The sequence below is a fragment of the Kluyvera fluvialis genome, assembly GCF_059725275.1.
The window spans coordinates 2525021-2551238 of sequence record NZ_AP046142.1; the positions used below are offsets into that span (position 1 = coordinate 2525021).

Here is a 26218-nt window from a genome sequence, read left to right on the forward strand (position 1 = left end):
TAGATAAAAAAAACGCGTTGTAAGAAAACGCGCCGTGAATAAAACGTTGTTAATTGTTACTAAATGTAAATCAGGTGGGTTTTAGCTCTAGCGTAATAAAATGCTTTATATAACGAGTAAATACTTCATCGCTTATTTCTGTCATCCCTAACGCGTAAATTCCGTCCAGACCACAGACTAGCGCGATTAATCGCCAGGCAATATTTTCAGCGTTATCAATTGGGTGAAATTCATTGGCTTCGGTTCCTTGCAGGATTATCTCGACGGTTTCTTTGTGCCACATATCCATCGTTAACAAATAGGCCCCTTTGATATCGCTGTCGGTTTCCGCTAACAGTTGCGCTTCACGCCATAAGCGGATGTACGGCTCCAGGCGTCCATCCTCACTGCCCAACACCGAGAACAGACGCTCGTACCAACTGGCGTCATCGGGGACTATCGGCATATCCATCATCTGGCGGATCACCTGCACAAACGCGTGGGCTTTCAGTTCGCCAATAGAGGTGAAGTGATGGTGCACCTGGCCGCTGGAGACACCGGCGACGCTGGCGATTTGGCGCACGGTCATGGCGCTAAAGCCACCGTTGAGCGCCACCTGCATGGCGGCATTGAGGATAACTTCGCGTCTTTCTTCCCGAGTTAAATAGTTCATTTTTCTTTGTTTAGGTGGGGTTTAGCTGAGGATAACAAAAAATTGGACATGCGTTCAACAATCCGGCAGGATCGCGTTCCTGGACGGTTGTCCAACTTTGTATGATGTGAGGAATAACCCAATGTCACGCCAATGGTTAACACTTATGGCAATCCTGATGGTCTATATCCCGGTGGCGATTGATGCCACCGTGCTGCATGTTGCGGCGCCGACGCTGAGCGTGGCGCTAGGGACAAGCGGCAACGAACTGCTGTGGATCATCGATATCTATTCATTAGTCATGGCCGGTATGGTGCTGCCGATGGGCGCGCTCGGCGATAAAATTGGCTTTAAACGTTTGTTGTTGCTCGGCAGCGGCATTTTTGGCGTCGCATCGCTGGCGGCGGCCTTTTCACCAACGGCGGTCACGCTGATTGCTTCCCGCGCGTTGCTGGCGGTAGGCGCGGCGATGATTGTCCCGGCAACGCTTGCCGGTATTCGCACTACCTTTGCCGAAACGCAACAGCGCAATATGGCGCTTGGCCTGTGGGCGGCGGTCGGTTCCGGCGGGGCGGCGTTTGGCCCGCTGGTGGGCGGCATGTTGCTGGAGCATTTCTACTGGGGATCGGTCTTTTTAATCAACGTGCCGATTGTGATAGCGGTGATGGTGGTGAGTGGGCGCGTGGTTCCACGCCAGCCGACACGCCGTGAACAGCCGCTGAATTTGTCTCAGGCGTTGATGCTGATTGCCGCTATTCTGCTGTTGGTGTTTAGCGCGAAATCCGCGTTGAAAGGGCAACTCGCCCTGTGGATTGTTGGCCTGGCGGCGCTGGGTGGTGCGGTAATGCTGGTGACGTTTGTGCGCCAGCAACTGGCGGCGGCGCGGCCAATGATTGATATGCGCCTGTTTACCCATCGCATCATTTTAAGCGGTGTGGTGATGGCGATGACGGCGCTGATAACGCTGGTGGGCTTTGAGCTGCTGATGGCGCAGGAACTCCAGTTTGTGCATCAGAAAACGCCGTTTGAGGCCGGGATGTTTATGCTACCGGTGATGGTGGCGAGCGGTTTTAGCGGGCCGATTGCTGGGGTGTTGGTATCACGTCTGGGGTTGCGTGTGGTAGCAACCGGCGGGATGTTGCTCAGTGCTTTTAGCTTCCTTGGGCTTTCGGTGACCGATTTCAGCACCCAGCAATGGCAAGCGTGGGGGCTGATGGCTTTGCTCGGCTTTAGCGCCGCCAGCGCGCTGTTGGCGTCTACGTCGGCGATTATGGCGGCGGCGCCGAAAGAGAAAGCCTCTGCGGCTGGCGCGATTGAAACGATGGCTTATGAGCTGGGCGCTGGGTTGGGTATTGCGCTGTTTGGCCTGATTTTGACCCGCAGCTACGGCGCGGCGATTATTGTGCCGCAAAGCCTGGACGGTGACGCCGCTACGCGAGCCGCTTCATCGATTGGTGAGGCCATGCAGTTAGCGCAGTCATTACCGGCTATTCCGGCACAGGCGCTGGTGGAGGCGGCGAGAACCGCGTTTATTAGCGCCCACAGTGTTGCGTTAGCCACCGCCGGAGTGTTGCTGCTGTTGCTGGCGGCGGGGATTTGGCGCGGGCTGGCGAAAGTTCCCAATGCGGCGTGATGCCGTTTGTGTTGCCCGGTGGCGCGATGCTTACCGGGCCTACCGCCGTAGGCCGGATAAACGTAGTGCCATCCGACAATAAAACCGCACGATACCCGTAGACCGGATAAACGTAGTGCCATCCGGCAAAGAGATCATGCGGTTATCGTCGGGTTGCATACCAGCAGAGCAGGGAACCGCCGCACACCATGGCCGCCCCCTGCCAAAATGACCATGACAGCGTGGCGCTGAGTAATACCGCCGCCAATGCTGAGGATAATACCGGTGTAAAGTAAGAGGCTGCGGCCAACAAGCTGACGTTGCCGTGCAAAATCCCCACGTTCCACGCCGCGTAGGCAAGCCCCAGCGCCAGTGCGCAGGTCACCAGTTTAATCGTCACCGGCCAGCTAAATATCATTGGCGGTTGTTCGCTGAACACATATTTCAGCCACAGGCTGGCGGCAGTTAAAAGTATGAACAGAGTGATGCCGTTCTTACCTTTGGCATATTTTGCGGTAACCGTACAGTACGTCGCCCAGATAAAAGCACCAACAAATGCCAGAATATAACTCAACGGGCTGGACACCACATTGCTGGTTATTTCATCAATATTCAGACCGTGCTCACCGCCTAATACCCAGGTGACGCCAAACAGAGAGAGTAATAAACCAGGGATAACCAGCCAGTGGCTTTTTTGACCATTAAAGAGGATCGCAAATAAAATCGTCAGGCTGGGCCACAGGTAATTGACCATGCCCACTTCAATCGCCTGCTGGCGTGTACCGGCATAGCCCAGAGAGAGCGCCAGGCAGATTTCATAGCTGACAAATAACACGCTACCGGCAATAAGATAACGTGGCGGAATTTGTCGAAGCTGAGGGAAGCCGACGGTGAATATCAATAAAATGCCGCTGAGGCTGTAGATAGCCGCAGCGCCGCCGACGGGGCCTAATCCTTCGCTAACGCCACGAATCAGTCCGACCATAGTGCTCCATAATATAATGGCGGTTAATCCAATCAGCGTTGCTCTTTTTTTGTCCATGTCCAGCCTGATACTTTTGCCAACGAAGTCAGCGGTTATAGCATTTTTTCTGACGACCCGGTGATATTTTTCCGTTGTCGCTACCCCTAAAGGATTAATGAAAACCGACGCCCTTGACTATTAAGGGGGGCTTAGTTTTCGACATTGATTTGACGCAAATAAATTAGGGGTATTGCTGTTAATTTTTCTCGTTAAGTACATCCATACAATGAGGAAAACAATGGACGTCAGTCGCAGAAAGTTTTTTAAAATCTGCGCGGGCGGTATGGCCGGGACGACTGTCGCAGCGCTGGGGTTTGCCCCTAAAATGGCGCTGGCGCAAGCACGTAATTATAAATTACTGCGCGCCAAAGAAGTTCGTAATACCTGCACATACTGCTCCGTAGGCTGTGGGCTTTTAATGTATAGCCTGGGTGATGGGGCAAAAAATGCCCGCGAAGCGATTTATCACATTGAAGGCGACCCGGATCATCCGGTAAGCCGTGGCGCGCTATGCCCTAAAGGGGCTGGCCTGCTGGACTATGTACACAGTGAAAACCGCCTGCGCTACCCGGAATATCGTGCCCCTGGTTCCAACAAATGGCAGCGTATTTCGTGGAATGAAGCCTTCGATCGCATCGCAAAATTGATGAAGGCTGACCGTGACGCCAACTTTATTGAGAAAAATGAGCAGGGCGTAACGGTTAACCGCTGGCTGTCAACGGGGATGCTGTGTGCTTCCGCCGCGAGTAATGAGACTGGCATGCTGACGCAGAAATTTGTGCGCTCGCTCGGCATGTTGGCGGTAGATAACCAGGCGCGCGTCTGACACGGACCAACGGTAGCAAGTCTTGCTCCAACATTTGGTCGCGGTGCGATGACCAACCACTGGGTTGATATCAAAAATGCTAACGTCGTGATGGTGATGGGCGGTAACGCCGCTGAAGCCCATCCAGTGGGTTTCCGCTGGGCGATGGAAGCGAAAAACAAAAATGATGCGACGCTGATTGTCGTCGATCCGCGCTTTACGCGTACGGCATCGGTGGCGGATATCTATGCGCCAATTCGTTCTGGTACTGACATTACCTTCCTGTCGGGCGTACTGCTGTACCTTATCGAAAATAACAAGATCAACGCCGAGTACGTGAAACATTACACCAACGCCAGCCTGCTGGTGCGTGATGATTTCACCTTCGAAGACGGCTTGTTTAGCGGCTATGACGCCGAGAAACGTCAGTACGATAAAGAGTCCTGGAACTATCAGTTCGATGAAAATGGCTATGCCAAACGCGATGAGACGCTGCAACACCCGCGCTGCGTGTGGAACCTGCTGAAACAGCACGTTTCCCGCTATACGCCGGATGTGGTGGAAAACATCTGTGGTACGCCGAAAGCTGATTTCCTGAAAGTGTGCGAAGTGCTGGCCTCCACCAGTGCCGCAGACCGTACGACTACCTTCCTGTATGCGCTGGGTTGGACGCAGCACACCGTCGGAGCGCAGAACATTCGCACCATGGCGATGATTCAGTTGCTGCTTGGCAATATGGGGATGGCTGGCGGCGGCGTGAACGCCCTGCGTGGTCACTCGAACATTCAGGGGCTGACCGACTTAGGCCTGTTGTCTACCAGCCTGCCGGGTTATCTGACGCTGCCGTCAGATAAACAGACGGATTTGCAAAGCTATCTCAGCGCGAATACGCCAAAAGCGACGCTGGCAGAGCAGGTGAACTACTGGAGTAACTATCCGAAGTTCTACGTCAGCCTGATGAAATCGTTCTATGGCGACGCGGCGCAAAAAGAGAATGACTGGGGCTTTAACTGGCTGCCGAAATGGGACCAGGCTTACGACGTTATCAAGTATTTCAATATGATGGATAACGGAAAAGTGACCGGTTATATCTGCCAGGGCTTTAACCCTGTGGCGTCGTTCCCGGACAAAAACAAAGTGGTGCGCAGCTTAAGTAAGCTGAAGTACATGGTGGTGATTGACCCGCTGGTAACGGAGACGTCTACCTTCTGGCAAAACCACGGCGAGTCTAACGATGTTGACCCGTCCACAATCCAGACTGAAGTTTTCCGTCTGCCGTCAACCTGCTTTGCCGAAGAAGATGGCTCTATCGCCAACTCTGGCCGCTGGTTGCAGTGGCACTGGAAAGGCCAGGATGCACCGGGCGAAGCTCGTAACGACGGCGAGATTCTGGCCGGTATTTACCATCGTCTGCGCGAAATGTATCGCAATGAAGGCGGTAAAGGCGCTGAGCCGCTGCTGAAAATGAGCTGGAACTACAAGCAGCCGGATCACCCAGAGTCCGAAGAGGTGGCGAAAGAGAATAACGGTTATGCGCTTGCCGATATTTATGACGCCAATGGGGTACTGGTAGCGAAAAAAGGCCAACTGCTCAATAGCTTTGCGCTACTGCGTGATGACGGTACGACGTCCTCGTCTTGCTGGATTTACGCCGGTAGCTGGACAGAGCAGGGTAACCAGATGGCGAACCGCGATAACGCCGATCCTTCTGGATTGGGTAATACGCTGGGTTGGTCGTGGGCATGGCCACTGAACCGTCGCGTGCTGTATAACCGCGCCTCGGCGGATATCAACGGCAAACCGTGGGATCCGAAACGGATGCTTATCCAGTGGAACGGCAGTAAATGGGCGGGGAACGATATCCCTGACTTTAATACCGCCGCACCGGGTAGCGCCACCGGGCCGTTTATCATGCAGCCAGAAGGGCTGGGGCGTCTGTTCGCGCTGGATAAACTGGCAGAAGGGCCGTTCCCGGAACACTACGAGCCAATGGAAACGCCGCTGGGGACGAACCCGCTGCATCCGAACGTGATTTCCAGCCCGGTTGTGCGTCTGTATGAAGAAGATGCCATTCGCCTCGGTAAGAAAGACAAGTTCCCGTATGTGGGGACGACGTATCGTTTGACCGAGCATTTCCATACCTGGACCAAGCACGCGCGTCTGAATGCGATTGCGCAGCCGGAACAGTTTGTTGAAATCAGCGAAGGGCTGGCGAAAGCGAAAGGGATTGCCAATGGTGACCGTGTCACGGTGAGCAGTAAGCGTGGCTTTATTCGCGCGGTGGCGGTCGTTACTCGTCGTCTGCAAACGCTCAACGTTAACGGGCAGCAGGTGGAAACCATCGGTATTCCGCTGCACTGGGGCTATGAAGGTGTGGCGCGTAAAGGCTACATCGCGAATACCCTGACGCCTAACGTCGGCGATTCCAACTCGCAAACGCCAGAGTATAAGGCGTTTCTGGTTAACATCGAGAAAGCGTAAGGAGCGTTTAAATGGCGATGGAAACACAAGACATTATTAAACGCTCTGCGACAAACTCCATGACTCCCGCCCCACGTGCGCGGGATTACAAGGAAGAAGTTGCCAAGCTGATTGATGTCTCCTCCTGCGTGGGCTGTAAAGCCTGCCAGGTGGCTTGCTCCGAATGGAATGATATCCGTGACGAGGTTGGGCATTGCGTCGGGGTTTACGATAACCCAGCCGATTTGAGCGCCAAGTCCTGGACGGTCATGCGTTTTAGCGAAACCGAGCAGAACGGCAAGCTGGAATGGCTGATTCGTAAAGATGGCTGTATGCACTGTGAGGATCCGGGTTGCCTGAAGGCGTGCCCGTCTGCCGGGGCGATTATTCAGTACGCCAACGGGATTGTCGATTTCCAGCACGAAAACTGCATCGGCTGCGGCTATTGCATTGCCGGGTGTCCGTTTAATATCCCGCGCCTCAATAAAGAGGATAACCGGGTTTATAAATGCACCCTGTGCGTTGACCGTGTGAGCGTAGGCCAGGAACCGGCGTGTGTGAAAACCTGTCCAACCGGCGCGATTCATTTCGGCACCAAGAAAGAGATGCTGGATGTGGCGCAGGAACGCGTCGATAAACTGAAGCAGCGCGGTTATCCACATGCCGGTATCTATAACCCAGAAGGCGTGGGCGGTACGCACGTGATGTATGTACTGCACCATGCGGATCAACCGGAGCTGTATCATAAGCTGCCGAAAGATCCGGCGATTGATACCAGTATCAATCTGTGGAAAGGGGCGCTGAAACCACTGTCTGCCGCTGGCTTTATCGCCACCTTTGCTGGGCTTATCTATCACTATATTGGTGTAGGCCCGAACAAAGAAGTGGATGATGACGAAGAGGAGGATAGCCATGAGTAAGTCGAAAATGATTGTGCGCACTAAGTTTATCGATCGCGCCTGTCACTGGACGGTGGCTATCTGCTTCTTCCTGGTGGCGGTATCGGGGATTTCGTTCTTCTTCCCGACGCTGCAATGGCTGACCGAAACCTTCGGGACACCGCAAATGGGGCGTATTCTGCATCCTTTTTTCGGTGTGCTGATTTTCGTGGTGCTGATGTTTATGTTCGTGCGCTTCGTGCACCATAACATCCCGGATAAGCAAGATATTCCGTGGGTGCTGGGGATTGTTGAAGTCCTGAAAGGTAACGAGCATAAAGTGGCGCGGGTAGGGAAATATAACGCCGGGCAGAAGATGATGTTCTGGACCATCATGAGCATGATTTTCGTGCTGCTGGTGAGCGGAGTCATTATCTGGCGGCCTTATTTCGCCCAATACTTCCCGATGCAGGTGGTGCGTTATAGTCTGCTGATCCACGCGACTTCGGCCATCATTCTGATCCACGCGATCCTTATCCATATGTATATGGCATTTTGGGTGAAAGGCTCGATTAAAGGGATGATTGAAGGCAAGGTGAGCCGTCGCTGGGCGGCAAAACACCATCCGCGCTGGTATCGTGAAGTTGAGCGGGTAGAGGCGAAAAAAGAGAATCAGGAAGGGCTGAAGTAACCCCTGATTACTGATTCTGATAAGCGGTTTAATCTCTTTCTGCGCAAAGGGGTTAAGCCGCTTTTTTATGTAGGATGGGATATCATCGGGTATTAGTGATTAATGCATTAATGACTGAAATGACCAAGCCTCAATGTTATCCCCCATCCTTGAGGGGAAGGGGATAACGTTCACTGCATAAAAGCGTTTTAATTATTCGTAGATATCAGCGTTACCAAAGTCAGGGTTGTTATTACTGAGGCTGGTGATAACGTAAATGGCAAATTACCTCTCCAGCGCTCCCTGACCTGGCGCTGTTCCGCTGATGCTGCCTATTTTTTTATGGCATTTTTTTCTGAGCAAGTTTGAACAATTCGTCTCTGTGCCCTGTGGTGGCCAGTTTTGACAATGCTGAAGAAGGTTCATGGTCGAAACTTCGGACTGCGGTTCCCGTCACGCCCCATACACCGGAGGAAAAGGGTGTTTCATAGTCTCCTTCAGAAATATTTTTGATGCTGATAACAAACATACCATTATGACGGGTCAGTTTTGCCGTCATAAACTTCGATGCAACCCCGGACTTGAGTTTTCCACTATCTGCCGTAACTTTCGCAAGCTGGTCTGCCGCAGGAGCCCGGAAAAGAGCAATCTGTTCCGTTATGTCTACAGGTTTCCCGTTCTCAGTCATCAGGCCGGTGAGTTTAATCCCCTGTTCTGACGCCGGTGCGAAGAACCAGCCTTCTGACGCAGAGGCGGCATGCATGAAGGCAAAATGCAGATATTGTACGTGATTTTTTTTCGACGGAATGCTGAATGAAACGCTTTTGCCTGGCAGCGTTGCACCCATGACCGTTCCGTCAGGGCTGTTGAATTGCCCGATAATTTCGCCGTAAGAATCTGACGACATGGCGTGCCGGCTGGCTGTCGGCATTTGCGCGCCGGATTTATCGCCGGCAGAGGTCGCTGCAATACCGGAGGATGATAGTAACAGGGCAGACACAACAGCGCTGGTTATAATGGTTTTCTTTAACATATTTCAGTTTCCTTGTGGTGATGACTCGTAAAATAGAACTACAGATAATTATTGTCCGGCCTCATGCCGATACTTAGCCGAACCAATAAATTTGGAAAAACGCTCACACCATATCTGAACGGTGGTAAATTCATTGACGTTAACATTGTCAGGAATACTTTTTCTGAAATTACCAAAGTTTTTTAGCTCCCCAATTAGCACGGCCTCTTTTTTAATTTCCAGAAAAGAACGCTTATCTGTCGCCTGTTTTTTCGTTAGATAGATTTTATAATCCGGCCCCGGAGCCACTTCACCTTTGAACGCGATTTCATTATCGGTAACGTAAATCTCGCCCTCTGCCCAGTGAAAAACATCGCTGCCTTTCTGATTCCGGGTAAACGCGCCCTTATATTTTGCCTGCTTCCGCACATCGTTAATTTCGCTCAGCGAAGCATTCTCCTGAGCCGTCAGTATTGGCAGCAGATAAATCCCCAGGCCAGTACCCGCTCCGAAAACTACCAGGTGTGAAATTAGCAGGGTAATTTTAATTCTGGTCTTCATTTTTTCCTCCATGAATCCGTCAGGCGAAGTATTTTGTCGTAAGTAGACACGGCATTTTCCTGTTATGAATAAAGGGCGTAGTTATAAGTACCTTATCGGTAGATAACGGCGGTTTCGTAAAATTTAGTTTCGTAAAATTTATTTTGGCTTTAAGGTTTTACTGGCAGTAACGGATATTTCGGCGGTTCCGGCGCAGATCCCCTTTATTGATCACGCTATTTTTATGGACAATCCTGTCGCCGGGCGTTTTTGTCTGGTTTGAATTTCATGAATGGTCAATAATGCAGCCCAGGAAACTCAACACAAACAAGTGATTAGAGGGATGAAAAAGACAATCTTTGCGTTGGCGCTGGGCACTTTTGGCCTGGGAATGGCGGAATTTGGCATTATGGGCGTGCTACCGGAACTGGCGCATGACGTGGGGATTTCGATCCCTGCGGCGGGGAATATGATCTCCTGGTATGCCTTTGGCGTGGTGATTGGCGCGCCGATCATTGCGTTGTTCTCTACGCGTTTTTCACTGAAATCGATAATGTTGCTGTTGGCGGTGCTGTGTATTGTCGGTAACGCGATTTTTACGCTCTCTTCGGGTTATGTGATGCTGGCTATTGGGCGGCTGGTGTCTGGCTTTCCGCATGGCGCGTTCTTTGGCGTTGGGGCGATTATTCTGTCTAAAATTGCGCCGCCAGGACGAGTGACGGCGGCGGTTGCCGGCATGATCGCCGGGATGACGGTCGCCAATCTGGTGGGGGTTCCTGCCGGTACGTGGCTGGGTCATCAGTTCAGCTGGCGTTATACCTTTCTGGCGATTGCGCTGTTTGATGTGGCGGTGCTGCTGGCGATTATCGGCTGGGTTCCAACGCTGTTTGATAAATCCGACGCTCGTCTGCGCGAGCAGTTTCATTTCCTCAAAAGCCCTGCGCCGTGGCTGATTTTTGCCGCCACGATGTTTGGTAACGCGGGGGTGTTTGCCTGGTTCAGGTATATCAAGCCGTTTATGATGAATGTCTCTGGTTTTTCCGAAAGCGCGATGATGTTCATTATGATGCTGGTGGGTTTAGGAATGGTGCTGGGTAATATGCTGAGCGGTAAAATTTCCGGCCGCTATAGCCCTCTGCGTATTGCCGCCACTACCGATTTGGTGATTGTGGTGGTTCTGCTGCTGCTTTTCCTGCTCGGCGGTATGAAAATGGCGTCGCTAACGCTGGCGTTTATCTGCTGCGCAGGGCTGTTTGCACTGTCTGCACCGTTGCAAATCCTGCTGTTACAAAACGCGAAGGGCGGTGAAATGCTGGGAGCGGCGGGGGGGCAAATTGCGTTTAACCTGGGCAGCGCGATTGGCGCGTTCTGCGGAGGGATGATGATAACGCACAACTTTGGCTGGAATGCGGTTGCGTTACCGGCGGCAGCGCTGTCGTTTCTCGCGATGTCATCACTGCTGATCTACGCCCGTTATCAACAACGTCATGCGCTGGCTTAAAGCCTGAGAGCTGGTGGTGCAGCCTCTCCCTGGCAGGAGAGGCTGAAAAGATTAATGGCGCAGGTCGATAACCATACGGCCACGAATCTGGCCTTGTTCCATCTCTTTAAAGATAGCGTTGATGTCGCCTAATGGGCGCATTGTCACTTTCGGTACCACTTTACCTTCTGCCGCGAACTGGAAGGCTTCAGTCAGATCCTGACGTGTACCGACCAGAGAACCAACCACTTCGATACCGTCCAGAACCAGACGAGGAATGTCGAGGCTCATCGCTTCTGGCGGCAGGCCAACGGCCACAACGCGGCCACCAGCACGCACAGCATCAACGGCAGAGTTAAATGCCGCTTTAGCAACTGCCGTTACAACCGCAGCATGTGCGCCACCGGTTTTTTCCTGCACGATTTTCGCCGCATCTTCGTTGCGTGAGTTGATGGTCAGGTCTGCACCCATCTCTTCTGCCAGTTTTAGCTGTGCGTCGTTAACGTCCAGCGCGATAACTTTGGCGTTAAACACGTTTTTGGCGTATTGCAGCGCCAGGTTACCCAGGCCGCCGAGGCCGTAGATAGCAATCCATTGGCCTGGTTTAATGTGCGACACTTTTACCGCTTTATAAGTGGTTACGCCCGCGCAGGTGATGCTGCTGGCGGCGGCGGATTCCAGGCCATCCGGCACTTTTACTGAGTAATCGGCGGTGACGATGCACTCTTCTGCCATGCCGCCATCAACGCTATAACCGGCGTTTTTGACCGAGCGACACAGCGTTTCGTTGCCGCTGTTACAGTAGTCGCAGTGACCACAACCCTGGAAGAACCACGCAACGCTTGCACGGTCGCCGGGTTTCAGAGAGGTGACGCCAGGGCCGACTTCTTTAACAATCCCAATCCCTTCATGGCCGAGGATAACCCCGGTCTTATCCCCGAAATCCCCGTTTTTGACGTGCAGATCGGTGTGACAGACCCCACAGCACTCCATTTTTAACAGGGCTTCACCGTGCTGAAGTGGGCGCAGCGTTTTTTCGGCGATGTTTACCTGATGATCGTGAGTGACGACAGCAGCCTTCATATCCTTACTCCTGATTTTGTTTTGTGTGTATTTGATAATAATACTCATTAATGATTGGTTATTAAGGGAATAATTGCAAGGGCAGAAATAGGTGGGCAGAGGCGCTTGTGTATGAAAAGGCCCGGCGGCGCAATGCCTTACCGGGCCTAAGCGTTAGCTCAATTGGCGATTAATGGCTGCAATTTCCTCCTGCCACTGTTGTTGAAGCTGTGGTTTCTGATGTTTTGGTTTACGCGCGAGATCGTCTGCCAGCCGTTGTTCAAGCATAATCAGCCGCTCTAATAGCGCATCGCTACTTTGCGGCTGATCGGTTTCAGGCGCCGAAAGAGCCTCGGTTGTCGGGAGACGTCCGGCGTAGCGTAGCTGTTGGTACACCTCGTCGGCATCCAGCCATTCGCTCAGACCGGTATCATCAATCAACCAAAAACGGTTACAGCACTGGCTGATTAACTGCCGGTCATGGCTGACCAGCAACAGGCCGCCGGGGTAGTCACGCAGGGTTTGCGCCAGCGCTTCTTTGCCGTCGATATCCAGATGGTTTGTCGGTTCATCGAGTAGTAACAGACTGTAGCGCGCCAGAGAAAGGCCGACAAACAACAAGCGTGAGCGCTCGCCGCCGCTGAGCGTGCTGACTTTTTGTCCGTGGCGCAACCAGCCGAAACCCGATGAAATCAGCGCCCGTTTACGTATTTCCGCCGAAGGTTCAAAAGACTCCAGCGCGTCCAGCAGGCTGGATTCGTCCGGCAACTGGTGCAGCGTTTGGTCGTAATAGCCGGGTTTTATTCGTGGATGCAAACGCAGCCCCGCATCGGGCGCGGATTGCTGCATCTGCCGCCACAATAAGCGCATCAGCGACGATTTCCCGCCACCGTTACGGCCCATAATGGCGACCCGATCGCCACTTTGCAGCCGAGCTATCCCGGTGGTGAACAGCGCCGGTTGGCCTGGCGCTGGCGCTACGGGCAGGTTGTCCATTTCCAGCAGGCGGTCAGCTCGCAACGCATCACCATGAAGGGTAAGCTGCCACGGTGTGCCGCTGGTGAGTTCCGTTTGGCTCTCTTTCAAGCGAGTGACCTGTTTTTCCATCTGTTTTGCTTTGCCCGACAGCGATTCGTTGTCGTATACACGCCCCCAAATCGCCAGCCGCCTGGCGCTGGCGGCAACGCGATCTATCTCCTTTTGCTCTGCTTTGTGACGTAGCGCATCGCTGGCGTCTTGCTCCTCTAACGCCTGACGAGCCGCGCTACAGGGCAGGGCAAAGGTGTGCAGGGTTTGATCTCGCAAAATCCAACTGGCGTTGGTGACGGCATCCAACAGCGAATTATCATGCGACACCAGCACAAAACTGCCACTCCAGGCATTCAGGAAACCTTCAAGCCACAGCAGAGTTGGCAAGTCCAGATGATTGCCCGGTTCATCAAGTAGCAGTAAATCCGGCTGGAGAATCAGTGCGCGGGCCAGTAACAGTCGCGTGTGTTGACCACCGCTTAATGTCGCCGCCGGTTGTTCGATTTCCGCAGAGGTAAAACCCATCTCTGCCAGTAATCGTTCCGCCTGCCAGCGCTGAGTCTCTCGCCCGGCAGCGGGAAGTTGCGCCAGTACCGCCAGAATCAGCGGTTGCGACAATAATGTGGTGGGTAAATGTTGCTCTACGCGTGCCATCAGGCAGTGGTTAGCCAGTGCCACATGGCCAGAAGAGGGCGTTAACGTGCCGTCGAGTACCTGTAGCAAGGTGCTTTTCCCGCAGCCGTTATAGCCTATCAAACCAATGCGGTCGCCTTTTTTCAGGGTGAAGGAAAGGTCGCTGAATAAAGGGCCAAACGCCGTTTCAACGTAGAGAGATTGTGCGGTTAGTAATGTGCTCATGTGCTTACTCAAGAGTTACAGGCATGGAAATGCCTCGTCAAACATCGCTGACGATAACTCAGTAAGCCTGAGGGAAGGGATTATTGGTGAGTGTCTTCGCTCAAGCAGAAGTTATCGCAGCACGATACCGATAACGCTTGAGCTGGTGCGATCACCAAATGTATGTGAAACATTGAAAATTTCACAGTACAGCATAATTAGCCTCCTTTTGATGTTGTCGGGTTGAACGATGAACGCAGTGTAGCCTCGGCAAATCTTTTTCGCCAGGAATATACTATTAGTTACAACATACAATTAAAGCGCTTCCATAATCAGCAGACCTGAAGCCTCAGTCTCTCTATTGCTTATCAGCGGAAAAAGCCCGACCGAAGCCGGGCTGCGTTATCAGATAGAGGTACGGCGATAGCTACGGTATTCCGGCAGCCAGAAGTTCTCGTCGATGGCCTCTTGCAGTGCATCGGCAGAGGTATTCGTGGCAACACCTTGCTGCTGCGCCATTCTGGCGACGGCAAATGCAATGGCGCGCGAGACTTTATGAATATCCTTCAGCTCTGGCAGTACTAACCCTTCACCGTGAGTGGCTAGCGGGGAGTGTTTTGCCAACGTTTCACTGGCAGACATCAGCATTTCATCCGTGATGCGTGAAGCGCCTGAGGCAATCACCCCAAGACCAATACCGGGGAAAATGTACGAGTTGTTGCACTGGGCAATCGGGTACTCGGTATTGTTCCAGACCACGGGGGCAAACGGGCTACCAGTAGCAACCAGCGCCTTGCCATCCGTCCAGCTGATAATATCCTGCGGCGTGGCTTCAACGCGCGAAGTCGGGTTAGACAGCGGCATCACAATTGGACGAGGGCAGTGCTTATGCATTTCACGAATAATTTCTTCAGTAAATAGGCCAGACTGTCCGGAAACACCAATCAGAATATCCGGCTTAACGTTGCGCACTACATCCAGCAGTGAGATTTCTTCGTTCTGATGATCCCAACCTTGCAGTTTTTCGCTTTTCTGCGCCAGCTTGCTTTGGAAGGCGAGCAGGTTTGGCATCTGGTCAGTCAACAGGCCGAATCGGTCAACCATAAAGACGCGGCTGCGAGCCTGTTCTTCACTTAACCCTTCGCGCTGTAGCTGCGAAACGATTTGTTCGGCAATCCCACAACCGGCAGAACCCGCACCGAGGAAGACAATCTTCTGCTCGCTAAGCTGGCTACCGGCGGCGCGGCTGGCAGCAATCAGTGTGCCAACGGTTACAGCGGCAGTACCTTGAATATCATCGTTAAAACAGCAGATTTCATCGCGATAGCGGTTCAGCAATGGCATCGCGTTTTTCTGTGCAAAGTCTTCAAATTGCAGCAGCACATTTGGCCAGCGGTGTTTCACGGCCTGGATAAAATCATCAACGAACTGGTAATACTCGTCATCGCTAATGCGTGGGTTGCGGCAGCCCATATACAGTGGGTCATTCAGCAACTGTGGGTTATTCGTACCAACATCCAGCACCACCGGCAGGGTATAAGCCGGGCTGATCCCCCCGCAAGCGGTATACAGCGACAGCTTGCCGATAGGAATACCCATACCGCCAATACCCTGATCGCCTAAGCCGAGAATACGCTCGCCATCGGTAACGACGATGACTTTAATATTGTGGTTTGGCACGTTTTGCAGAATGTCGTCCATGTTGTGACGATTCTGATACGAGATAAAAACACCGCGCGCGCGGCGATAAATCTCAGAAAAACGTTCGCAGGCAGCACCGACGGTTGGGGTGTAGATAACCGGCATCATCTCATCGAGATGATTTTCAACTAAGCGATAGAACAGCGTTTCGTTGGTGTCTTGAATATTGCGCAGGTAGATATGTTTATCGATCTCGGTTTTAAAACCTTGATACTGGATCCAGGCACGTTCGGCCTGTTCCTCAATGCTTTCAACTACTTCGGGCAGTAGCCCAAGCAGGTTGAAGTTGCTGCGTTCTTCCAAACTGAACGCGCTGCCTTTATTCAGCAGCGGAAATTCCAACAGAACCGGCCCCGCGTAGGGGATATACAGGGAACGATTTTTCTTGCCTGGTAACATCTTGCTTCACTCCGTTGTCATCACGCCAGGCCCCGCCAACGGGCCAGCGCGCAGATTATAGAGCAATGCGTAACATGAATGTGTCAATTTGACTTAAACGGCACAAAAAAGCGTTCACCTACCGGTATTCGACCGATCGCTAAATGAAAATTTCTGTTTAGTACGGGATTTTAAGTGACACTGTAACGTCTTAGGGGATGGTGGGACAGGGTTATTTACTTCAGATGATTTATGTAAGAAAAATCCAGGCCGATATTATATAAATAGTCTTCGAACAGGTGCTCATTATGAAATTATCAACAACTATTCTGTCAATGCCGATAGCAATGACGATCGTTTCTGTTACTTTTTCCATTTTTGTACTAAAGGGGAGTTACTCGGCGGTAGAAAATCTTAAATTAAGTTCGGAAATGAGCAGTGCAATTAATCAGATGAATGAAGTCAGATACAATCTGGCAATGATCCGGGGTAATGTTAATACACTGGATACTTTAGTCACGATGCATAAGCCTCTTGATAAAAAGTATGTTGATGATTTCTTTGATAGAGAAAAAAATCTTACTGAGTTAATGAATAGTCCTATCGATCGTCATGATGATACCGTGCCTGATTTTAAGAAAAAGGTTCATGAGATTCTTGAAATCTATAAACACTCAATGGCACAATTGACTAATGGTGAAAATGCTACTATATCGTCGTCAAGTAAGCTAAAGGAAATAACGAATTACATTGAGAGCAAAATTGATGAAAAGAATAATCAAACTTTAGCACGCGTTGAACAACAGGAAAGCGGAAATGTTTTCACATTATTGTTCTCTTTCATTTTCGTTGTGTTATGTGTGCTGATGCTTTTAATTTCACTGGCAACCTCAAGAAATAAAATAACGAAGAAAATTGATAAATTATCTCGATCTATTGAGAAAATCAAAGATGGTAATTTAGCAGATGAAATTAGTGATGATTCAAATAATGAACTGGGGGTTATTTTTTCTCATCTCAATATAATGCGCCTGTCACTTCTTGATGTAATTGACTCTATTCAGTCAAATACTATGGTGATCAGCCGAGGAACCGCCGAAATTGCCCGGGGAAATGATGATCTTTCTACCCGTACTGAACAGCAGGCCAGTGCCCTTCAACAAACGGCTGCAAGTATGGCAGAGATTAAATTGATTGTAAGTAACAATACCGACAACGCAAAGTATGCTAATAGCATTGCCTCCGATGCAAGTCAGGCTGCTTGCAAAGGTGCTGGCGTAATGGAAAAAGCAATCGTATCGATGAAAAAGATCGAAACAAGTTCTGTGCAGATTACCGAGATTACGAAGTTAATTAATGGTATTGCTGCTCAGACGAATATTCTGGCACTCAATGCCGCAGTGGAAGCTGCCCGGGCAGGGGAATTGGGACGCGGGTTTGCGGTCGTGGCGACAGAAGTTCGTAGTCTGGCAGTAAGAAGTGCCGATGCAGCAAAAGAAATTAGCAATATCATCCGTGTCTCAGTCACTGATATTGAAGATGGTACGGAGCTTGTTAATCAAGCTGGCGAAAAAATGAATAATATTGTGCAATCAGTGACGAAAGTGAGTGACCTGATGCAGGAAATTACGCTGGCGTGCGAAGAACAGAAGTCAAGTATCGATCAAGTCGCAATTGGAGTTAACCAGATTGATTCGGTTACACAACAGAATGCGGCACTGGTGGAACAGGCTTCAGTCGCCACGAGCAGCTTAAATGAGCAAGCTGAACAGCTCTCCGCTATGAGCGCTCGTTTTCACACAGGGAATAATAGCTAAGTAAGACAGTCCTATAGGGGTTCCACGCCGGAACCCCAGAAAATCAGGCCGAAAATGAATGAGTTTGCAACATTTGGGCTATCGGACAGCGCAGCTTGAGGTTATGTCGTCTGAAGCCGCGCTCAAATAACCAAAACCAACCTCCCTTGTTATCTGGCGTCAGCCCCATATCCTGATAACCCGCTCGATAAAACGTAGGAAGAGCCTCCGCCAGCGCGCTGTTGAGCCGAACGCGGAGGTAGATAAGTCGGCTGAGCGGAAGATGAGTTATCTCATCGATTACCCTGTGCGTCAGTTGATGGAGGGTGACTTCTATACGATTGCTAATGTCGGTAATGTCCAGTGGTGGCGCTGTCTGTATGGAAGGAGAAGGCCGCGTATTGCCAAAATGAGAACTAAGGAGTGACAGCCAGAGATGCTGGCCTCTCATTACCACTATCCTGGGGACTGGCCGTGGTTGTAACGCCAGAACGCCCAGTATAACGCTTTCACGATCGCCTGATTTAAATGGTGATACGACGTAGTCCCGTAACAGGGCGGTGGCATAAAAACCCAGATTTTTCGCCACCCGTTGTGAATGCGGATGACTGCATACCATTTTTATCGTTAGCGTGGACAACTGCTGTTGACGTGCCACTTGGCAGAGATGCATTCCCAGTTTCGTGGCTATGCCACAGTGCCGGGCCTTTGGATGAGTCGCCATCATCGCCAGTTCGGCACTGGGAGCATTCTCGTGAAACCATAAAGCGGCGTGCCCTATGATGCAGTTATTTTCTACGGCGACCACGCTGCACCAGTCGGACTGTGTGTTGTTCCACTCGATCAACGTTGGGACATAAAGGTCAGAATAGACGTAGCGATCGCCGTACACTTCACGAAACAGTGCGCTAATACCCTCAGCATCTTCCGCCTGGAAATTCCTTATAACGATCATTTTTCCACCCCCGCAGTCATATACGTGCGCCTGTCAGTGACCCGCTGCAATTTTCCCGTGCGAGGGTTGCAGATAAGCTCATCTTGTCGGCACCACTCAATGATCATGCGTAGCTGGCCTGACTCACACAATTTAGCGAGTGAGTTATCCCTTGCCTGAAGGGTATTACGGAGAACCTCCGCATGGTTGTCACTGCCGGAAAAGACAATGCGCAGAGTCAGCCAATCGCAGCCATCGTGATGATCCAGAATCATTTGCCACTGTTGTTTGCCAAACATGTCGGTAATCAGAGTGTCGAACTCATCAGGAAACACAGAAGATAAACCTATGCGAATACGATACCCGAGGCTGCTTCGTCCTTGCAGTATGAACTTACGGGCAGGTTTACCCGCCGGTTCCCGCCAGGCGGCAAGATCGCCAACCGGATAACGAATCAGCGGCATGAGTTTGCGGGTCAGATTAGTGATCACCAGTCTGCCAGTGTGACCCTCATCGAGGATGGATTCACCGGTCACTTCATCAATGATTTCAACAATAGTTTCGGGTTCAAAAACCCGATGTTCTCCGTTAATGCACTCTGGAGTACTGGCGCCAATCAGACCCGCATCAACACTTGCGCATCCGACAGAGGCAACGCGGGCATTCGGGAAGGCTTGTTTAAGCAGTAATAATTGTTCTGAAAATAGACTCTCGCTGCCAAAGAGAAGCCGCGTAATACTCGGTAACTGCTGCTGTTGTGCCACTATTTTTGCTGCAAATTGTAATAACATGGCCGGAACGCCAAGCAGCACATTGATCTTATGCTGATTGAGTTGAGCAAACAGTATCTGCGGCTCCATCGCGCCGCTAAAAGGATATTCACATACCGGTATATCCATATGAGCAAGCGAACCATGAATAAATAAAAAGCTGGAGTAAAGCTCACCGGCGAAAAACAGATTCGCCACGCGATCGCCTGGCTGAAGCTGGCTTGCAAGGCTCTGCCCAAAACGGGTGACGAATGTGCGCCATTCGCTGCGGGTATAAATCGACAGTTTGCCAGTACCGGTAGTCCCCCCGGTTTTAAATACGATGCCATCGGTAAAAGGGGCGGTTAAAACCGGCCAGTTGGACAGTTCACCGCTTCCCTTCCAATAATCGAGAGGGGCGATGAGGGGCAGGTCGCTTATTTGCCAGTTGCTGTGCGGTAAGTGTCGGTAATGCCAGGCATAATAAGGGGAGTGCTGGCGGGCAAATGCCACCAGTTGTTCAAGGGACAGAACCGCAGCGTCGGTGATAATGGGCTTGTGCTTAGTCATATTTATATAGCCTTATAATCAGTAGAAGGCTGTGAATATTTGCGCCGCTTATCGATGACCAGCGGCGTTTTACCACTTTGAGGGAGCCGTTCAAACGAGGTAAACGGACGGCTTGTCATCTCAAGCTCCAGTAAGCCCGCTTCCAGCCCCATCAACAGTTCAGGGTTGTTGCAGACACGACGCCGCACCTCAGTGGCATCACCTTCTGCCAGGATACGGATACGTTCCAGCCCGCTGGATGGGTTATGATCAAGGATGAGTTGTACAGGTACTGCGGCCAGCTGTGCCAGATGTTGTGTTGAGATAAACAGAGTGCCAATACGTACCAGGCTGCTGTGGCGGCCTACTAGTTCAAAACGAGGTGTCAGTGCGCCGCAGGCGCAGCGTCCTTCCACCCAGCGGCCGAGATCGCCAACATCATAGCGAACCACGTTATGACCTTCGCGGGACAGGGATGTAAACAGCAAACGACCGATCTCACCCGGCTTTACCGGTTTATCGCACTTCATATCGACGATCTCCAGCCACTGAATATCCGCCATCAGATGAAATACGCCATCAGGACTCGCGTTACAGGCATGTCCCAATGGCCCGGCGTCTACGGAGCCATACAGCGCAGAACGAATTATCTCAACGCCGAAACGATGGAAAAACGCGCGCTGATCGTCGCCCATATGTTCACCGCCGGTCAGTAATTTACGGATACCTCCGTAGCGGCGCAGCAGTGGCTCTTGCCGTCTGAACAACTGGCTCAGGGTACTGGGCATACCAATCAGTGTGTTGACCTGCTGATTGGCGATGGTTTTCGCAATCTCGCCATAATTATCATCATGCGGCCCCCCCATAGGGAGGTGCGTAACACCCGCTTTGTCGAGCACGGTGAAAAAACTGAGTAAACCGCCGTACAGATTCCCTGCATACATCAGATTCAGTACTTTATCCTTCGCCGGATCGAGACCTGCGGCGAACATGCCGTCTGCGGCAGCTTGCATCTGGCGGTGATAATCGCGATATGTAAAACCGGCCAGTTTAGGCGCGCCACCGCTGCCACCGCTGCGGAAAAAGAGCTTTGCGCTGGGTTGGATCGCGTTTTCAATGAAAGCGGATTTATCCATGATCGGTTGATCGATAGGCACATCTGGCGCCTGGGGCGGGAGATCTAGCGTGGCTAAACCGGGCAATGAATCAGCGGCGAGGGTGACCGTCACCCGCCGCACCAGCTGGGTTAATGCGCACCTACCATCGTGCGGTTCGCCACTATAGCCGGAATGCATTCCTGCGAGTGTCGTAACGCGATTTACCCCAGCGGCCAGTAGAAGCTGGCTGAGGAGGGCGGTGTCGTTCGCTGTCGCCGCCAGGCTACAGGTTTGCAGATAAGTGCGCCAGGGGCGTAAAGCCTGAACCAGCTTATGGCGGGGCATTGGGCGTAACAACAGCGTGCGATAGAGTGGAGAGGGGGCAAGCCCGATCGTATTTTGCAGCAAGATATGCCAGTTTTCACCGCTCCAGCTCCGGTTATCCCCATCGTTAAAAACCGTGTCCAGCTCGCCAAAGACTTGCTGGGTGGTGATATCTGCCGCCGACTTTTCGTCCGGTTGCTGAAAAGACCAGTGGCCGCAACGACGATGCATAGCCTGTGCCAGGCACTCACCCATGTCCGTTAACACCAACTGTGACTCGGTATCGACAAATATCACTTGCGAGCTGGAACATGCCTGCTGATCGAATCGACAAATTTCATCGGCCAGTGCATCCAACTGTTGGTCATTAACCGCATCGGGAATCAACCAGGAAAAGCTGATTTTATGTCCCCACGGGATCCAGCGACAGCCGCCTGGAAGCTGATGACGTATAGCGTTAAGCGCCGCATCTCCGCCCCATGCTGAAACGCCATCCACATGTACCATCAGCAGAGCGAGCTGGTCGGTTGCCACAGGCAGAATAGCAAGGTAGTTCGCCAGCGTAGTGGTCGCGTCGCAGTCAAGAAAGGCCTGCAACAGTTCAAGAGTTAGCCCTTGTTCGCTAGTGCTGGGACGCAGCCAGTTAATATTGCCCACCAACAGGCTTTCTACTATTGCCAGAAAAGGAAGCGACTCCGCATTGGCCGGGGTAATATGCAGCACGACGCCAAGTGGGCGCCAGCTCTCAAAATGCGGCTGTGATAGATTAAAACGGCGTAATGAGAAAGGGATATCACCCAGCTCATGTTCAAGTTTGAAACGCAACGCCTCTGGCTGGCAGAACTGGCGCACATCTTCGCGGGTAACTGCATCAAGCTGAGGTAAAAATGCGCTATCTTCCAGCCGCTTTACAAAACGTTGCGCACAGGCAAACAACGCATCCGTGGGTAGCGGCTGGCTTAGCGTATCGTGCAACGTCTCTGTCAATAAGCTCAACGCCCGTTCCGTAGTGGCGAAGGGGTAACACTGGCCATAAATAAAATACATATCACTTTCCTCGCATTAATTCCGAGGCCGCTAATGCGCAGCTACGGGTTTTATGCTGACTGGCGCGGCCAAGTAGCTCAAACCAGTCTGTCTCTGCTCCACATCCGCATTCGTGGGCGCGATGCAGGATGGCTAAATCGCTCATTACAACGCTATGGGCTGGGCTGGAGGTAATATAAGGTGAGACAAATTGCAAAAATCCCCGCGCTCCGTAGCCTTTAATTTCAAACGTGCGGGTATCGCGGATCCACGCTCTGGCGTATACCGGAATATGAAAGTGGTGATGGGCACATTCAATATAAGGAACGCAGTGTTCAACGGCGCCGTAACCATCCCGGCAACAGGCGTCAGGTAGCCATAGCTGTTCACCAAGCCGTGCATATAACGTCGCCTTTGGTATTTCTTTGTCCGCATGTGTTTTCCAGCCACCGCCGAAAAATATTAATGAACCTGGCGGTAGGGAAAGCGGAGGCAAATTCATATCGCGCATCCTTTCAAGCACGAACCACATAAAGGCGGGGAATCCCAAAATACGCACAGGGGCATCATCTTGTGAGAAAGTTTGTAGCGCCTGGATAACACCAAATGGATCGAACTCATGACCTTTCCCGGTGTTCCGCAGAGCATAAACGGCCTGTTTGACGGGCGCATATTTACATAAAAACTGGTCGGTATAGGCCGTGCCTAAGGTGATGATATCGTTGGGTTCATAACTCAGAAGGAGATAGTTACAGGGGGTATCGGGTGTCACCCAGCCGTAGTGATTAAAGATATGATCGACCATACCTTGCGCGGCCTTTATGCTGCGTTCGTCAAAACGCATTCGGCTTTTTTGTCCGCTGGTTCCTGAGGATGTCAACTCCAGCGCGTCCTGACCGGTGTTACTGAGCAAAAGATGATGCTTAAAATAATTAGCAAATATCGGCGGCAAATCTCCCCATGAGTTCAACTGCGGATTGTCCGGGTTGATATTGTGATGAGTTAACCATTGCGCGTATCCCGGCGTATTCCTTACATGGAAAGAAACAATCTCCAGCATCGCGTTATGAAACAACTGCTCACTAATTGCATTACTCTGATAAGGTCGAGTGAGTGCACACAGCCTATTGACGACAGGGACGGATATCACGTTATATTTCCTTAATAGTTGTTACATCTATTAAATAATCTGACGTTATCCAGCCAAGAAAGAATATTATTATTCCATTTATTTTTTGTTTATTAAGAATAAATAATTAACGGTAGGGTGACATGATGTGAATATATGGTATTTGCTATGTAGCATGAGGAGAATAAGTTTTTTACCTTATCTAAAGATCGGTTCAACCACAGAAAATACCATCAGTTTAATAATGCCATGTACGAGTTCCGATAATTCAGTTAATTCATTGCTCAGTATTTACAGTAGGTATTTAAATTAATAACTTAATTACATTTATCATATTTCGCTAATAACTGGCAATGAATTTAAATACTATCAGTCACTATTGGCTACCAAATAAAATAGCGCTGCTGTGCCGATACCGTATTTTACACAATTTACCGAAGGGCTGGGGGGGAATAAAAACTACCGGAGCCGTGGCGCTCCGGTAGGGGGTTAGAACTCGAAACGCGCGCCGAAATTATAACGACGGCCTTCCAGCATGGCAGTTTTGTTGTATGACGTAGAGTAAATCGGGTTCACATCGAACAGGTTATAAACGCCAGCCATCAGCGTTAGATTTTTGTTCAAATGGTAGCGTGCACCCAAGTCTACCAACGCATAAGCCTCTGTTGACGTCGATTTCCCGACGTTCGGTGACTGACTGCGCCAGCTCGCTTTCGTCCACAGTTCCAGGTCATTAACCGCATTCCAGGTCAGTGACACATTCGCCATATTCGACGGGAAGTCGTTCAGCGCATAACCTTTATACTCACCGCTTTTTTGTTCGCTGTGCGTATAGGTATAGTTGGCATTGGCCTTCAACGCCGCTGTTACTTGCCAGTCGCCGTTCAGTTCCAGGCCGTAGATCTCGGCATCACTAACGTTGAAGTATTGCGACACAGTTTCTGCACTATAGCCGTTATAGACACATTTCTGCGTCGCCGACTCGGTGCAAATGGTGTAATCACTGATTTTGTCTTTAAATTTGGTATGGAATACCGTGGCATCCAGCGCTAATGCCTCTTTCTGCCAGTAGACACCTAGCTCAGTATTGATGCTTTGTTCTGGCTTCAGGTCATCATTACCAATCCCAATGTAGGAATACGGGTAAGCCCCGTAGACACTGGTGAAACCTGAATTGTTTTCACGCAGATCCGGCTTTTTATAGCCTGCGGATACGCCACCTTTCAGCGCCCAGTTTTCGTCGATAGTCCAGTTTCCGTACAGTTTTGGCGTCAGGTGATAGCCAAAATAGCTGTCTTTGTCTAAACGCGCAGAGGTGGTCAGCGTGAAGTCCGGGATAATCATCCAGGCATCTTCGGCAAACAACGCCCAGCCGTGGCGGCTAATTTTGCTTACCGGCGTAACGCCAGGGGCAACTTTGTCTTCAATATCAAAGGTGTCATTCAGTTCATTACGGGTAAAGTTGGCTCCCAGCGTCAGCTTATGATCGCCAAGCGTGAAGGTGTTCGCACTGTTGGCTTCAAAGTTACGCTGCTCGATAAACTGCGGAGCCATTTCCGTTACGCGATACTCGGTACGGGCTTTCTCGTAGCTGATAAAGTTTTTCACTTCCAGCAGGTCGTCACCGTACCAGGCATGTTGAGCTAACGAAGCAGCATCGCGGTCAAAGCCCCAGTACCACGGCTTGCCAGGGTTATGGCTTTTTTCCTGATGCCCGCGAGATGCGTTCAGATCCCACAGTTGCGTTTCCGTTGGCGACAGCGATATCGTGCCATCAAGATTCCCCGACTGGTGTTTCACAAAACGCTGTTTGGTTGGGCTATCGTCGTCACGACGGTCGAGATAATCCGCACCAACGCTCACGCCAAGTTTGTCGGCAATGACCGGCCCCATGAAAAAGGCATTGGTCTGGTTCGTATTACCGTACTCGCTTTTTTGCTGGAGGAAGTAGTTGTCTTCCAGCACGCCGGTCCATTTATCGAGGCTGTACGCTTTCTTGGTGATAACGTTGACGACACCGCCGATTGCGTCGGAACCATAGAGCGAGGACATGGGGCCACGGATCACTTCAACTCGCTCGATGGCGGCCATTGGCGGTAAGAAGGCGGCTTCAGTCCCGATGTGATGCCCATACGGGCGCGATTCACGCGTTGCCTGTTTAATACCGTTGACCATAAATGCGGTATAGGAGGAGTCCATCCCGCGCATTTGTACGTCGCCAGTTGCCAGGCTGCCGTGGCCATTGCCGGTCAGCACGCCGGGCATTTCATGCAACGCCTCGGTAACGTTCTGGTTAGAACGGGTGTTAAGTTCTTTTTCATCAACGACCGAGATAGTCGCTGGCGCTTCTCGCCGTTCCTGACTGAAGCCGGTGGCGGTTACCACCATTTTATCTTCGCTAGTCGATGCTGGCTCAGTTGCGTAAACCAGCGCAGGAAGGTGACCGAGGGCAAGTGTTACCGCCACGGCCATGCGTGTTTTAATGATCACCGCAA

At 51.3% G+C, this 26218-nt stretch carries 18 protein-coding genes; 6 read left to right on the forward strand and 12 right to left on the reverse strand.

Going from position 1 to position 26218, the window contains the following annotated elements; genetic code table 11:
• Window positions 1-70: 70 nt before the first annotated feature.
• The gene (locus AC6I4B_RS12065; RefSeq protein WP_497765384.1) at window positions 71-652 is read right to left on the reverse strand and encodes a TetR family transcriptional regulator; all 582 of its coding nucleotides are present in this window, start codon (window positions 650-652) and stop codon (window positions 71-73) included.
• A 121-nt stretch (window positions 653-773) separates the two neighbouring features.
• Between AC6I4B_RS12065 and AC6I4B_RS12070 the strand changes: the two genes are divergently transcribed.
• Window positions 774-2264, forward strand: coding sequence for an MFS transporter (locus AC6I4B_RS12070; protein WP_497765386.1), 1491 nt, complete (start codon window positions 774-776; stop codon window positions 2262-2264).
• Window positions 2265-2406: 142 nt separating this feature from the next.
• Here AC6I4B_RS12070 and yddG read toward each other — a convergent pair whose 3' ends face one another.
• Window positions 2407-3285, reverse strand: a complete 879-nt coding sequence (yddG, locus tag AC6I4B_RS12075) for an aromatic amino acid DMT transporter YddG (protein WP_497765388.1) — start codon at window positions 3283-3285, stop codon at window positions 2407-2409.
• A gap of 220 nt (window positions 3286-3505) precedes the next feature.
• Between yddG and fdnG the strand changes: the two genes are divergently transcribed.
• From fdnG to fdnI, 3 genes are read left to right on the forward strand one after another with little or no spacing between them, the layout of a single operon-like run.
• Complete coding sequence (gene fdnG, locus AC6I4B_RS12080; RefSeq protein WP_497765390.1) at window positions 3506-6553, forward strand: formate dehydrogenase-N subunit alpha; 3048 nt, start codon at window positions 3506-3508, stop codon at window positions 6551-6553.
• 11 nt (window positions 6554-6564) lie between these two features.
• Window positions 6565-7452, forward strand: a complete 888-nt coding sequence (fdxH, locus tag AC6I4B_RS12085) for a formate dehydrogenase subunit beta (protein ID WP_497765392.1) — start codon at window positions 6565-6567, stop codon at window positions 7450-7452.
• Window positions 7445-8101, forward strand: a complete 657-nt coding sequence (gene fdnI / locus AC6I4B_RS12090) for a formate dehydrogenase-N subunit gamma (RefSeq protein ID WP_497765394.1) — start codon at window positions 7445-7447, stop codon at window positions 8099-8101. Before fdxH ends, fdnI begins: the two co-directional genes overlap by 8 nt.
• Window positions 8102-8420: 319 nt before the next feature.
• On the opposite strand, the gene AC6I4B_RS12095 is transcribed toward fdnI, so the two are convergent.
• Entirely contained in the window at window positions 8421-9113 is a 693-nt protein-coding gene (locus tag AC6I4B_RS12095; RefSeq protein WP_497765396.1) for a DUF1471 domain-containing protein, read from the reverse strand.
• A gap of 48 nt (window positions 9114-9161) precedes the next feature.
• Window positions 9162-9653 (reverse strand): DM13 domain-containing protein, encoded by a 492-nt coding sequence (locus AC6I4B_RS12100; RefSeq protein WP_497772129.1) that lies wholly within the window; start codon window positions 9651-9653, stop codon window positions 9162-9164.
• Window positions 9654-9975: 322 nt separating this feature from the next.
• Here AC6I4B_RS12100 and araJ point away from each other — a divergent pair, with 322 nt between their 5' ends.
• Window positions 9976-11133 carry an MFS transporter AraJ gene (gene araJ, locus AC6I4B_RS12105; RefSeq protein WP_497765398.1) on the forward strand — a complete coding sequence of 386 codons (1158 nt, stop codon included), beginning with the start codon at window positions 9976-9978 and terminating at the stop codon, window positions 11131-11133.
• A gap of 51 nt (window positions 11134-11184) precedes the next feature.
• On the opposite strand, the gene adhP is transcribed toward araJ, so the two are convergent.
• From adhP to AC6I4B_RS12120, 3 genes are all read right to left on the reverse strand, one after another.
• Window positions 11185-12195 carry an alcohol dehydrogenase AdhP gene (adhP, locus tag AC6I4B_RS12110; protein WP_497765399.1) on the reverse strand — a complete coding sequence of 337 codons (1011 nt, stop codon included), beginning with the start codon at window positions 12193-12195 and terminating at the stop codon, window positions 11185-11187.
• A 153-nt stretch (window positions 12196-12348) separates the two neighbouring features.
• Entirely contained in the window at window positions 12349-14061 is a 1713-nt protein-coding gene (locus AC6I4B_RS12115) for an ABC-F family ATP-binding cassette domain-containing protein (RefSeq protein ID WP_497765401.1), read from the reverse strand.
• Window positions 14062-14445: 384 nt separating this feature from the next.
• The gene (locus AC6I4B_RS12120) at window positions 14446-16140 is read right to left on the reverse strand and encodes an NAD-dependent malic enzyme (RefSeq protein WP_497765403.1); all 1695 of its coding nucleotides are present in this window, start codon (window positions 16138-16140) and stop codon (window positions 14446-14448) included.
• 287 nt (window positions 16141-16427) lie between these two features.
• On the opposite strand from AC6I4B_RS12120, the gene AC6I4B_RS12125 reads away from it, so the two are divergent.
• Window positions 16428-17936: a methyl-accepting chemotaxis protein gene (locus AC6I4B_RS12125; protein WP_497765405.1), complete on the forward strand. Its 1509-nt coding sequence runs from the start codon at window positions 16428-16430 to the stop codon at window positions 17934-17936.
• Window positions 17937-17979: 43 nt separating this feature from the next.
• On the opposite strand, the gene AC6I4B_RS12130 is transcribed toward AC6I4B_RS12125, so the two are convergent.
• The 5 genes from AC6I4B_RS12130 to AC6I4B_RS12150 form a co-directional block, all read right to left on the reverse strand.
• Window positions 17980-18870: a GNAT family N-acetyltransferase gene (locus AC6I4B_RS12130; protein ID WP_497765407.1), complete on the reverse strand. Its 891-nt coding sequence runs from the start codon at window positions 18868-18870 to the stop codon at window positions 17980-17982.
• Complete coding sequence (locus AC6I4B_RS12135) at window positions 18867-20168, reverse strand: phenylacetate--CoA ligase family protein (protein ID WP_497765409.1); 1302 nt, start codon at window positions 20166-20168, stop codon at window positions 18867-18869. Before AC6I4B_RS12135 ends, AC6I4B_RS12130 begins: the two co-directional genes overlap by 4 nt.
• A 2-nt stretch (window positions 20169-20170) precedes the next feature.
• The gene (locus AC6I4B_RS12140) at window positions 20171-22564 is read right to left on the reverse strand and encodes an acyl-CoA reductase (RefSeq protein ID WP_497765411.1); all 2394 of its coding nucleotides are present in this window, start codon (window positions 22562-22564) and stop codon (window positions 20171-20173) included.
• Window positions 22565-22616: 52 nt separating this feature from the next.
• Complete coding sequence (locus AC6I4B_RS12145) at window positions 22617-23744, reverse strand: LuxE/PaaK family acyltransferase (protein WP_497765413.1); 1128 nt, start codon at window positions 23742-23744, stop codon at window positions 22617-22619.
• A 468-nt stretch (window positions 23745-24212) separates the two neighbouring features.
• Window positions 24213-26213, reverse strand: a complete 2001-nt coding sequence (locus AC6I4B_RS12150) for a TonB-dependent receptor domain-containing protein (RefSeq protein ID WP_497765415.1) — start codon at window positions 26211-26213, stop codon at window positions 24213-24215.
• Between the last annotated feature and the right edge of the window lie 5 nt (window positions 26214-26218).